The sequence below is a fragment of the Paenibacillus glycanilyticus NBRC 16618 genome, assembly GCF_004000805.1.
Classification (GTDB): domain Bacteria; phylum Bacillota; class Bacilli; order Paenibacillales; family Paenibacillaceae; genus Pristimantibacillus; species Pristimantibacillus glycanilyticus.
In genome coordinates, this window is the sequence record NZ_BILY01000006.1 from 22481 (window position 1) to 34171 (window position 11691).

The window sequence follows — 11691 nt, forward strand, 5'->3', positions numbered from 1 at the left end:
GGTAACCGCTTATGGAAAAGAGCATAAGTCCGTCGAATGAACGTTTGTTCGACGCAGTCGTATATATCATAGCCGCTATCATTATGGTCATTGTATTGTATCCGCTGCTGTTCATTGTCAGCGCGTCGTTCAGCGACCCGGCCAAAGTCTTAAACGGCGATGTGTGGCTGCTGCCGCAAGGCTTCAATGTCGAGGCTTACGCCAACATTTTGCAGAACGACAAGATCTGGACCGGCTACGGCAACTCGATTATGTACACCGTCATCGGAACCGTCATTAACATTATCATGACGATTCTCGCGGCGTATCCGCTGTCGAGACCCGATCTTCCCTTGCGCAACGGGATTATGGTCCTGATTACGATGACGATGTTTTTCAGCGGAGGTCTTATTCCGACTTATTTGCTGGTCAAAGACCTGGGCATGGTCGACACCATGTGGGCGCTGATCGTGCCTGGCGCTATCGCGACGTACAATCTTATCGTTATGCGCACGTATTTTCAGAACAGTATTCCTTGGGAGCTGCAGGAGGCGGCCCACATGGACGGCTGCTCCAACTGGAGACTGCTCGTCAGCATCATCCTGCCGCTCTCAAAGCCGATTCTGGCCGTCATGGTGCTGTTCTACGCGGTTGGCCACTGGAACTCGTTCTTCAACGCATTGATCTATATTCGCGACGAAGGCAAATATCCGCTTCAGCTTGTGCTCCGCGAAATCTTGCTGATCAGCCAATCGGCCCAAACGGACGGCGGAAGCGTGGGCCTGGAAAAACAAATTTTGCTGTCGGAGAGCATCAAATTCGCGGTTATCATTGTGTCCAGCCTGCCCGTGCTGGTCATGTATCCTTTTGTGCAGCGGCATTTCGTCAAAGGCGTCATGATTGGCTCCATCAAGGGATAGGCGATTCCGACTATACTAACGATTTCTATGGAGGTTCATTTTGACTAACAAAGCTAACATAACCGTCGATTGCGCCGGAGCGAGTCGGCATGCCGTCAACCCGTTCCTGTTCGGTCACTTTGTCGAGGATATCCGCGATCATATGGAAGCCATGCTGGCCTTCTCGCTAAAGGATATGGACTTCGAGAGCGAGTCTGAAACGAAGCGGGAAATATCCGGAAGCTGGCAAGCCTATACGAACGGCCGCAATACGAAATACGCGCTTGAGGCGCCCGCGCCTAAGCATTCCGGACGGGCGCAGCGCATCCGCTTGTTAAGCGATGATGAGGCCTATGCGGGAATCGCGCAGAAGACCGCCCTCCAAGGGCCTGCCGATTATAAGGTAAAAGTCGTTGCCCGCGCGTCGATTGAGCTGAAGCGGCTGGTGGTGGAAGCGGTGGACCGGCATACGGAGGAGACGCTTGGTTCTGTCGTTATCGAGCTCGACAGCCATAACTGGCGGGAGTACGAAGCGGACTTGGCCGTCTCCCGCGCTTGCGCCGACGCCGAGCTTCGCGTCTACATCCCCGCTGATCATCCGCGCTGGGCGGATCATGTATCGACCGGCATGCTGTGGCTCGATCATGTATCCCTGCTTGCAGCCGACAGTATCGCCCTGGTGAAGCGCGAGGTCATCGACATGACGAGAGAGCTGAACGCCGGCATGATGAGGCTGGCCGGCAATTACATCAGCGCCTACCATTGGGAGCATGGCGTTGGTCCCGTGCTGGAGAGACCGGTTATGTACAACGAGGCATGGGGCGGCTGGACGAGCAAATATTTTGGCACGGACGAATTTATCGCCTTCTGCCGGGAGCTGCAGGTAGAGCCTCTCATTTGCGTGAACGACGGATCCGGAACGCCCCAAGAGGCAGCTGCATGGATCGAGTATTGCAATGGCGCGGCCGATACGCCGATGGGCGCTTTGCGCGCCGCGAACGGATATCCCGAGCCGTACGGCGTGAAATATTGGGAGATCGGCAACGAGGTATGGGGAGGGTGGCAGGTTGGAACCTGCTCCGCCGAAGAATTCGCGGCGCGCACGGTATCGTTCGCCCAAGCGATGAAAGCGGCGGACCCTTCCATCGTGCTGCTGGCCTGCGGCCATTACGACCAAGCGTGGAACAAGCCGGTGCTGGAGCAGGCCGGCGAGCTGATCGACTATTTGACCCTGCATATCTACCATGGTTACGGACCTTTCGGCATGAACAGAAGCACGCCTCCGGAGGACCGGTACAAAGCCATTGCGGCCTATCCGGAATTCACGCGGCATTACTTGTGGGAGACGACGGATAGCATTAAGGCAAATCCGAAGCATGCCCATGTCAAAATCGCCATTACGGAATACAACACCATGTATTATCCGAATACGGTCCGCAAAGGGCTGCCGAACGAGCATACGCTTGGCGCGGCGGTTGCCAATGCCGCCAATCTGAACGAAATGCTTCGTTCAAGCGACATGGTGCATATCGGCAGCTTCTCCGATCTGGTCAACGGCTGGCTCGGCGGCTGCATCCGGGTGGGCGATTATTATGCCGACCAATATTGCGGCAAGGAGTCCGGCTGGAGCAATCGGCCGCTGGACGTATACGGAACGCCGACCTACGAGGTTATGAAGCTGTACGCGAACCGCGACCTTAAGCATATGCTTCCGGTGCAGGCGAATTGCGCGACGTTTGCCGTGCCGGCGCTCAAGGAGACGCCGGTAGAGCTGAACGGGCTGCCGGAGCTGGACATCGCGGCGGGCGTTAACGGTGCAGGCGATACCGTTACGGTATTTATCGTTAACCGCGGGCTGAATGAAGTAAGTACGGTGCTGGATCTGGCTGATTTCGAAGCAGCGGGTGAGATGGTGCTGTACGAAATCACCGGCGAGGGTTACGACGAGATCAACAATGTGTTCGAGCCGGAGAACATCATCTGCCTCAATCGTACCGTTCCTACAGACGAGTGGAAGCAGGGCGTTCCTCTTCGTCCGTCTTCCATCTATGCAGCGGTATTCCAAGGCAAGGTATAGGAGCAGGAGGTACGCATGACGACGAAATCATATAGCAAGGATTATCCCAGACCTCAGCTCGTGCGCGGCGATTGGCATAATCTGAACGGCGAATGGGACTTCCGCTTCGACGACGCAAATGCCGGCGAGCGCGAGAAGTGGCAGGAGGCATTCGAGGCAACACACCGGATTAACGTACCGTTTACGTATGAAACCAAAGCCAGTGGCATTGGCGAGGAAAGCTTTCATCCTTATGTGTGGTACAGCAGAGAGATTTCCGTTCCGGCGGAAGCGGCCGGTAAGCGGGCGATCCTGCATTTTCAGGCGGTAGATTACGAAGCCAAAGTATGGATTAACGGCGAGCTGGCCGGAAGTCATCAAGGCGGCTATGCGGCATTCTCCGTCGACATGACGCCGTATCTGAAGTTCGGAGCCGATAACCGGATAGCGGTGAAAGTAACGGACAGCAACAGCTGCTATCAGCCGAGGGGCAAGCAGCGCTGGGTGCCGGACAACTTTGAATGCTTCTACGTGCAAACGACGGGCATCTGGCAGACGGTATGGATGGAATACGTGGAAGAAGAGCGGCTGGAGTCGGTCAAAATAACGCCGGATCTCGACCGCCATGTCGTCCGGTTCGATTACGAGATAAACGGCGTCCGGCCCGGCGGCGATCTGCTGCTGGAGGCCATCGTGACGTTCAAGGGGCAGCCCGTGAAGCGGGTTGCGCTGGGAATTGACCGTCCGTGCCTCTCGGTTGAGGTTGATCTTCACCATGAAGCGAACGGACCGTGGAAGCGGGCGTATTGGACGCCGGCCCGTCCGAATTTGTATGACGTGGAGTTCGTCCTGACCTCGGGCGGGCGTGTCGTCGACCGTACGCTTTCTTATTTCGGCATGCGGAAAATATCCATCGAGAATGGAAAAGTGCTGCTGAACAACGCGCCAATCTACCAAAGGCTTATTTTGGACCAGGGCTATTGGACGGACAGCCATCTAACGCCGCCAAGCGAAGAAGCGTTGATCGAGGATATCGACCTGATCCTGGCGATGGGCTACAACGGCGTGCGCAAGCATATGAAGATCGAGGATGCCCGTTTTCTCTATTGGTGCGACGTAAAGGGGCTGCTCGTCTGGTCGGAGATGGCGGCGACCTTCGAGTTCCATGACCGCGCGGTCGAGGCTTTCACGAGAGAATGGCTTGAAATTATTAAGCAGCAGCATAACCATCCGAGCATCATAACGTGGGTGCCGTTCAACGAGTCGTGGGGGATTGGCAATATTCTTCGCGACAAGCGGCAGCAGAAGTTCACGGAAGGCATCTACCATCTCACGAAGTCGTTCGATCCGAATCGTCCCGTTATCGTTAACGATGGCTGGGAGCATACCGTCTCGGATATCGTGACGCTGCATGATTACGTCCAGACCGGAGAAGGCTTCCTGAAGCGTTACCGGGATAACAAGGATGCTATCATGTCGCGCGAGACGACCTGCAACCATTGGAAATATGCCTTTGCCGAGGGCTACGGCTACCGGGGACAGCCGATTATCATCAGCGAGTTCGGCGGCATTGCGTTCCAGTCCGACAAGGGCTGGGGCTACGGGGAGCAGGTGGATTCGGTCGAAGCCTTCACGGAACGCTTCAAGGGACTTACGCAAGCCATCAAGTCCGTCGATTATATTTGCGGCTATTGCTATACGCAGGTGGCGGACGTGCAGCAGGAGATTAACGGACTGCTCACGGAGGACCGCAAGCCGAAGATTCCGCTGGAGGAGATTCGGGCCATTAACTTGGGCTGATCTGCCTCCGCGACAGCGTAAGAAAACCGGGTCTGCACGCTGCAGACCCGGTTTTTTGCGGTCATAACAGGTATGGAAGCTGGGAATTCAACGTGGCGCTTTTTCATGCGGGGAGAGGAGCAAGGGGGAATGCAGCAATAAAAAAGGGCTATTCCGCGTCGCTTTATGACGGGAATAGCCCTTCCTATTATTCAGCCTACGCGCCTGAAATACGCGGCATCGGCATCGGCTCCTTGCCAAGCTCCGCCCAGATGTACTTGAGCAGCAGCTCGGACTTCAGCGCCGCGTATGCCGGATCGTCCCACAAGTTGTTGAGCTCGCTTGGGTCATCCTGCAAATCGAAGATTTCGCCGTAGGTTTGGTTGTAATAGACCGTGATTTTGTAACGCTGGTCGACGTACGTTTTCTGATGAATGGTGGTTGGCTCATGACGGAATTCGCAGATGGCGTGATCTCTCGCAGCGGATGCCGTACCTTTCCATACCTCGCTTTGATCGACGCCGGTCATCGCATGCGGGATCGGAATGCCGCTGAGCGACAGGAACGTTGGCGCAAGGTCAACCAGCGATTGGATCGCGTCCGACGTTACTCCCGCCGGAACCTGCCCCGGATAACGCACGATAAACGGAAGGCGAATCAGGTCCTCGTAATGGAAGCCGCCTTTGGCCTGCAGGCCGTGCTGGCCGAAGAAATGGCCATGATCCGTCGTAAAGACGACAACCGTGTTGTCCGCAATGCCAAGCTCTTCGAGCTTATCGAGGATCGTGCCGATATATTTGTCCATCATGCTGATCATGCCGTAATAGACGGCGACCAGCTTCTTCTTGTCGTAGTCGGTAAGCTTCTTCCGCTCGCCGTATTCATAGTAATGATGCGAACGGTACCCGTGAATGCCGTTGCCCGTTTCCGCCCAAGGGGAGAAGTCCGGATTGTCCTCTTGCGTAAGGCCGAAATGAGGCGGGTTTTTGTCATGCTCGCCTGGCACGATATCCGGAATCGTCAGGGAGTCCGGATCGTACATCGTATCCCACGGCTCGGGCACCAAGTATTCCGGATGCGGGTCGAAGAAGCTTGACCAGAGAAAGAACGGTTTGTCTTCTTCGGCATATTGCTCCATAAGCGCGTTCGTGCGCTCCGCGATCCAGGTGTTGTAGTGGTACTTTTCGGGAATCGGCCACTTGTAGGTGGTGGCGGGATCCATGCTGCCTGTTGGAGGTAGGAAATAATCCCGCCAATTGATGCAGCCTTTCTCCTCCATCCATAAGGCGTAGTGCTGGCCTACGTGAGCTTCGTTGGTATGATTACGCGTGAGCTCGACATGCTCGAAGCCATAGAAAGGACCGTTGAATTGCTTCCACATCTCCAAATCCTGCAGGACCGGATAAGCCTCAAGCGAAGGGTATTCCTCCGTTGATGACAACGGCTGAAAATGGGCTTTGCCAACAAGCGCGGTTTTGTAGCCGGCAGAATGAAAATCTTCCCCGACGAAGTGCCGGTCTTCCAGAAGCTTGGTTCCGAGCGTCCAAGCGCCATGCTGACTTGGGTATTGGCCCGTAATAATGGATGCGCGGCTTGGCGTGCAGGTCGGATTCGGACAGTAAGCTCTCGTAAAGGTTGTGCCGGACTGAACAAGCCGGTCTAAATTGGGCGTGCTTAATTCGTTATTGAAATAACCTAGCGTATTCCAGTGCTGCTGATCGCTTGTAATCAACAAAATGTTTGGTTTTTTCAAGAGAAAATCGCCTCCATGCCAATCATTGTAATGGATAGGAGGCAGTCGTAAAATAGCATCATGTATGGTTGATTTACCAATTTGTCAGGTAGGGGGCGGATTGTGATGAATGGCAATAGTTCGGCAGGCTTCGAAACCGCCGAGTTTCTGTTTCATGCGATAAGCGAGCTGGACAAGCAATGTTCGATATGGCCCGTGAGAGGGGGGCTCACGGAGACCAGGCAAGGCTACGGCGCCGGACCAAAAAGGATTGAGAGCTACAGTCTGCATATCGTAAAGGAAGGCTTCGTTCGGGTAGAGTGGGATGGAGGGAATAGCGTAACGCTGTCTGCCGGGGATCTCTTCTGCTTGTTCCCAGCGCGTACCTATGCGTACTATGCGATTGAAGGGAAAAAGCCGCCCCGGATGAGCTGGATTGTGATGGATGGTCCACGCGCGGCAGAGCTGCTGGCGCTCACCGGCATAAGTTTCGAGAAACCGTTTCTGGAGAACGGATGGACGCAAGAAGCAGAGCGGGCGCTTCATGGCCTGCTTGATTCGATGCGGAGCGGAGAGACGGAGAGCGCCCATGTTCGGTCGCTTGAAATGCAAAGCCTGCTGTACCGTCTATTGGCAGCCTTATGCCGGACGGTTCCCCCCGCTTATGCCCTGAATGCCACGGATTGGGTCAAGCAAAGCATGTCCTATATCCGGCAGCATGCCACGGAAGGCATCACGGTCCAGCAGGCAGCCAAGGCAGCGGGAATGAACCGGACGTATTACTCCGTTGCTTTCTCGGAAAAGGCTGGAATGCCGCCAAGCGATTACATCACGCAGGTAAGGATGGAATCTGCCAGGCGGCTTCTTGCGGAGACCGATGCCTCTATTACGGAGGTTGCTTATACGACCGGTTATTCCTCTTTGTATGCTTTTACGCGAACGTTTAAAAATCGTATGGGGGAGACGCCAACGGCCTACCGGGATGCGATTTGGAAAAGAACGTAGTCAAATAAGCCTATGCAACATACGTGTTGTCCACAGTTATTCACAAAGTTATACACATATTAAGAACGCTTTCTATCGGACAACTGTTCATTTTCGAAGTGTTATCCACTTGTCCACAGGAGTTGTTATCCACATCCGGATAGGATTCCGGAATTTCCGGATGATTTCCAACAGCCATGCGATAAGCGCGGACAACCCAATCGACAGCAGGCAAACGGCGGCGAAATGAAGCAGACTATTCGAGATAAACAGCCGCTCCAGATGCGCGGCTTCGGCTGCTCCGCGGACAAGCACAATGGCCAAGGGATGCAGAATATACACCCAAGTCCGCCACTCCCGGAACCTTTTGCTGGCCGGAACCTTCCACTGCATGGACCACTGGAATAAGAAATAGACCGCGGGAACCGCAAACACATACATGCTGTCATGCCGCGGAATTCCCGAGGAGTGAAGGAGCATCCCTTCGGCGAACATGAGGCCAAGAAAAACCGCAAACAAAGCCGCATTCACGATCGGTTTTCGGGCTGGAGGAGGCTGTTTGGCTGCCCAAGCTCCCATTGCCAGATAAAGAGGGGCATAGAAAAGTCCGTTGCGGGTGTAATCAAACACCTTAAACATCCCTTCGTAGATAAGGGCCAGCCCTTCGTTGTTCTGCAGGATACCGTAGTAGCTGTCCCCAAGCAGCCCGACGGTGTACAAAAGCCCGGCCGAGGCCAGCACCGCGTTCATCGGTAGGAACCGAATCATCGCATAAGTTATCAACAGGCCGATTATTAACGCTGGCAAATACCATAGGTGATAAAAGGTTCCGTCAAACACGATGTCTTTGATGACGGAATACGTCGTTAAGGAATCGGAAAAATAACCGGTATATAGGTTCAGCGGAATGTACAGGACAATGGCAATGGCGTAGAGCTTTACAATTTTCAGCAGGTAGCCTTGAACAGCCTTCCGATCCGTTAACGGATTTCCCGTCAGCTTGCGGAACAATAGGAATCCGGCTGTCATAAAAAAGACGGGAACGGCAATACGCGTAAGCAGATTGCTTACAAGAAAATCGGCGTCAGCGCTGTATGACAGAAGCGGGCTCGTATGATTGGCAACAACGAGCAGGGCGGCCGCGAATTTGACCCAATCTAGCCCGCCGTATCCCGTTCTAGACATGGGATCGCCTGCTTTTATCCTTGAACGCGGTCACGATAAAACCGTCAACGTTATTCCCGGACAAGCTGAAGCGATCGCATGGGATAAGGGGAATGGACGTCGAAGCTCCCGTGTCTGCCGCCACGAAATAGATTTCGGCCAAGGAATGATCATCCTCGAATAATAGATGTTCGCTGCCGTAGACATAGCTTCTAAGTACGTCGATATATTCCTCCAGGCACCAATCGTTCCGCTCCATGATGTCTGCATGGGGATAACCGATGTAACGGAAATGCCAAGGCTCGCACGAGATTTGAGTCAAGGCCTCCTTGCCTTCCTTGTAACGTTGAATGAACCCAAAGCGTGCGGCAAGCTGTTTGAAGGTCTTGTAGACATCCGTGTCCGGGAACGCCGGTGCGATAAAATCAATTTCCTTGCTGAGCCGGCCGACATCGATCGCCAGCCCCGTCTGATGCTCGCTCCGGTCGGGCAACGCGACATAACGCGCCGTGTAATCCGCGCCGTTATCGGCTAATGAGGAGCTGTAAATCTGCTCTTGGTCATGCTTGGTCCGATAGCCACTGACAGCGATTATATCGTCTATCCCTTCGCTGGCCTCAAGAAGCTCGGCTAACTGACGCAAGCAGGTTCGCTCTAGCCGCATGCCATCCTTCAGCGTGTGAATAGCCGGGAACGATCGGATTGGCGCCAAACGGTCGGAAGAAGGAATTTGCCGGATTGGATTTTCACGATTAATCAAGACCAGATGTCCTTTATGAACGCCGGAATTGGCAGTTTGAATGGATGTGTGAAACGTTATATGACGGCCTGACTGATGTCGTCCGGCCAAGTTGTTTTGTCCCATCTTGCACGTACCTCCTCGATATCTTTATAGGTTCTCGTTATCCGGACGCCAAGCGAAGCGGAGACTTCCTGCGCAACGCTTCCGATATGGGCGGCAAGCTCGGCAAATGTAATACGCTGCCCGCCTTGGGTACCGATCAAGGTAACCGGAGTTCCTTCCGCGAATGGTCCGGGGAGCTTGATCATCAGCTGGTCCATGGAGATTTTGCCCGCAATAGGAGCGCGGCGGCCGCCAATCAGCACATCCGTGCCTTGCATTCGCTGCGCCCAGCCGTCGGCATAACCGATTGGCACCGTTCCAATCCATTCCTCCTCCTTAGCCTGATAGGAATTGTCGTAGCCGATATATTCCCCCTTAGCCAGCTTCTTCACTTGAATCAGACGGCTGTGAAGACTTAGAGCAGGCTCCAGCTTAACCGGACAAGCAAGCCTTGCAGGGTAAAAGCCGTACATCGCCGCTCCGATCCGCACCATATCCATTGCCAGATGAGGAAATCTCAGCGCCGCAACGCTGCCCGCGCAATGATAATGACGAATCGCAAGCCCGGAGGCGCGTACCCATTCCTTCATATCGAGGAAGCGGGCAACCTGCTGCTCCAGAAAGCGGGTATCCTCCTGTCCGGCCGTCGCAAAATGCGTGTAAAAGCCGTCCATCTCAACATCCTCAGCGTGCAGCCAAGGGACAAGCTCATCCCATTCTTGCTTCGTCCGGATGCCGATTCGCCCAAGCCCCGTATCCATCTTGGCATGAACACGCAGCTTGCCAGCGGAGCCGCAAGGCTTGAAATTCCGCATCTCGCAAAACCATTTGGCGCTTGTTACGGTTAAGGAGAGGTCATGCTTCAGAGCCAATGGCACATGCTCCGGCCGGATAGGCGTTAATACGAGAATAGGCAGCTGTAATCCGGCATCGCGCAGCCGAACCGCTTCTTCCAGGTAGGCAACCGCCAAATAATCCGCGCCGGCCTTTATCGCTGCCTTGGCCGATTCGATGTCGCCATGCCCGTAGCCGTTCGCCTTGACGACAGCCATCAGCTTCACCGAACCGGGAAGAGACCGGCGAATGTTCAGCATATTCTCCCGAATACGGCTCAAACTAATTTCAGCCCAAGTATCTCTTAACATACGGCTCACCTCGCTCGCTTATTTGGTATATTGAAGCGTTTGTTTATTTTGATGGCGGGCGACCGCATGCCCGATTAATTGTTCGATCAGGGCGGAATAAGCCGTGCCGTTCGTGCGCTCCCACATGACCGGGTACATGCTGAAATTCGTAAAGCCGGGCAGCGCGTTTATCTCGTTCAGGTACAGCTGGCCTTCTCCGTCAAGGAAGAAGTCGACGCGGGCAAGGCCCTCGCAGCCATGGGCTTGATAGGCGCGGACCGCCAGCTCGCGGATCCGCGAAGTCAAGCCTTCCGCCAGCTTGGCGGGAATCTGCATGGTAAGCCGCTTGTCCATGTATTTGGATTCGTAATCGAAGAAAACATGATCATGAATAAACTCGCCGGGCAGCGAGGCTTGCGGTCTCTCATTGCCGATAACGGCGACTTGAATTTCTCTGCCGTCTACTTCGCGTTCGATGACTATCTTTTTATCGTAAGAGAAGGCTTCGCGGATCCCGGTTAGGAGCTCTCCGCGGTCCGTGCACCGGCTGATGCCGATACTGGAGCCAAGGGAAGCGGGCTTCACGTAGCACGGATATCCAATGGCATCCTCCGCCTTGCGTAATACGGCTGCCTCATCCGTTGTCCACTCCTCGCAGCGGTACACCCTATATTCCGTCTGGTTAATACCGGCTTGGGCCAGCACCTGCTTCGACATTGCCTTGTCCAAGGTTAATGCAGCCGATAGCACGCCATTCCCCACATAAGGAACGTTCACGAGCTCCAGCAGGCCTTGTACCGTGCCGTCTTCTCCATTGGGACCATGCAGGAGCGGCAAAACGACTTTTGGGCCGGGCAGCGCCATGATGCCCGACAGAATCTCGCCAATGGAACGGGCGGGGTCCGGAAACGTTGGCGTTGCAATCAACCGTTCAATCGTTAGCTCATCCTTGGCAATAGGCCCGGGCTGCGTACACCACAAGCCTTCGCGGGTAATGTAGACGGGATAAACCTCGTAGCGGCTTTCATCAATGGAATGAAGGACGGTGACGGCCGTTTTTAACGACACTTCATGTTCGACGGATTTGCCGCCGTATAGCACGTATAGCTTTGTTTTCATCTATTCATACC

General features: G+C 54.5%; 9 protein-coding genes. 4 read left to right on the forward strand and 5 right to left on the reverse strand.

All coding sequences use genetic code 11. The features are described 5' to 3' along the window. The first annotated feature begins 11 nt into the window (after positions 1-11). Genes PGL01S_RS05915 through PGL01S_RS05925 form a run of 3 tightly spaced genes read left to right on the forward strand, consistent with a single transcriptional unit; the run spans position 12 to position 4734 of the window. The gene (locus PGL01S_RS05915) at positions 12-899 is read left to right on the forward strand and encodes a carbohydrate ABC transporter permease (protein WP_127492435.1); all 888 of its coding nucleotides are present in this window, start codon (positions 12-14) and stop codon (positions 897-899) included. 40 nt (positions 900-939) lie between these two features. Beyond that, positions 940-2955: an alpha-L-arabinofuranosidase family protein gene (locus tag PGL01S_RS05920; RefSeq protein WP_127492437.1), complete on the forward strand. Its 2016-nt coding sequence runs from the start codon at positions 940-942 to the stop codon at positions 2953-2955. A 15-nt stretch (positions 2956-2970) separates the two neighbouring features. Then, positions 2971-4734 (forward strand): glycoside hydrolase family 2 protein, encoded by a 1764-nt coding sequence (locus PGL01S_RS05925; protein WP_127492439.1) that lies wholly within the window; start codon positions 2971-2973, stop codon positions 4732-4734. Between the two features lie 196 nt (positions 4735-4930). On the opposite strand, the gene PGL01S_RS05930 is transcribed toward PGL01S_RS05925, so the two are convergent. Further along, a complete protein-coding gene (locus PGL01S_RS05930) occupies positions 4931-6466 on the reverse strand; it encodes a sulfatase family protein (RefSeq protein WP_127492441.1) in 1536 nt (511 codons plus the stop codon). Positions 6467-6571: 105 nt separating this feature from the next. On the opposite strand from PGL01S_RS05930, the gene PGL01S_RS05935 reads away from it, so the two are divergent. After that, entirely contained in the window at positions 6572-7450 is an 879-nt protein-coding gene (locus PGL01S_RS05935) for an AraC family transcriptional regulator (RefSeq protein WP_127492443.1), read from the forward strand. Between the two features lie 87 nt (positions 7451-7537). Here the strand turns inward: PGL01S_RS05935 and PGL01S_RS05940 are convergent, their stop codons facing one another. The 4 genes from PGL01S_RS05940 to PGL01S_RS05955 are packed head-to-tail and all read right to left on the reverse strand — an operon-like array spanning position 7538 to position 11680. Then, the gene (locus PGL01S_RS05940; protein WP_127492445.1) at positions 7538-8614 is read right to left on the reverse strand and encodes an acyltransferase; all 1077 of its coding nucleotides are present in this window, start codon (positions 8612-8614) and stop codon (positions 7538-7540) included. Further along, entirely contained in the window at positions 8607-9458 is an 852-nt protein-coding gene (locus PGL01S_RS05945; RefSeq protein ID WP_244935523.1) for a D-alanyl-D-alanine carboxypeptidase family protein, read from the reverse strand. The genes PGL01S_RS05940 and PGL01S_RS05945 overlap by 8 nt, the downstream gene beginning before the upstream one ends. Beyond that, on the reverse strand, positions 9410-10582 hold the full coding sequence (gene alr / locus PGL01S_RS05950) for an alanine racemase (RefSeq protein ID WP_127492447.1): 1173 nt from the start codon (positions 10580-10582) through the stop codon (positions 9410-9412). The genes PGL01S_RS05945 and alr overlap by 49 nt, the downstream gene beginning before the upstream one ends. 18 nt (positions 10583-10600) lie before the next feature. After that, positions 10601-11680 (reverse strand): D-alanine--D-alanine ligase family protein, encoded by a 1080-nt coding sequence (locus tag PGL01S_RS05955; RefSeq protein ID WP_127492449.1) that lies wholly within the window; start codon positions 11678-11680, stop codon positions 10601-10603. Positions 11681-11691 lie beyond the last annotated feature (11 nt).

What these genes read in the sequence shown, in the direction of transcription:
- PGL01S_RS05945 (WP_244935523.1), bottom strand. Translation starts at nt 9,458, where the DNA reads ATGGGACAAAACAACTTGGCCGGACGACATCAGTCAGGCCGTCATATA.
- PGL01S_RS05955 (WP_127492449.1), bottom strand. Translation starts at nt 11,680, where the DNA reads ATGAAAACAAAGCTATACGTGCTATACGGCGGCAAATCCGTCGAACAT.
- PGL01S_RS05935 (WP_127492443.1), top strand. Translation starts at nt 6,572, where the DNA reads ATGAATGGCAATAGTTCGGCAGGCTTCGAAACCGCCGAGTTTCTGTTT.
- alr (WP_127492447.1), bottom strand. Translation starts at nt 10,582, where the DNA reads ATGTTAAGAGATACTTGGGCTGAAATTAGTTTGAGCCGTATTCGGGAG.
- PGL01S_RS05925 (WP_127492439.1), top strand. Translation starts at nt 2,971, where the DNA reads ATGACGACGAAATCATATAGCAAGGATTATCCCAGACCTCAGCTCGTG.
- PGL01S_RS05915 (WP_127492435.1), top strand. Translation starts at nt 12, where the DNA reads ATGGAAAAGAGCATAAGTCCGTCGAATGAACGTTTGTTCGACGCAGTC.
- PGL01S_RS05940 (WP_127492445.1), bottom strand. Translation starts at nt 8,614, where the DNA reads ATGTCTAGAACGGGATACGGCGGGCTAGATTGGGTCAAATTCGCGGCC.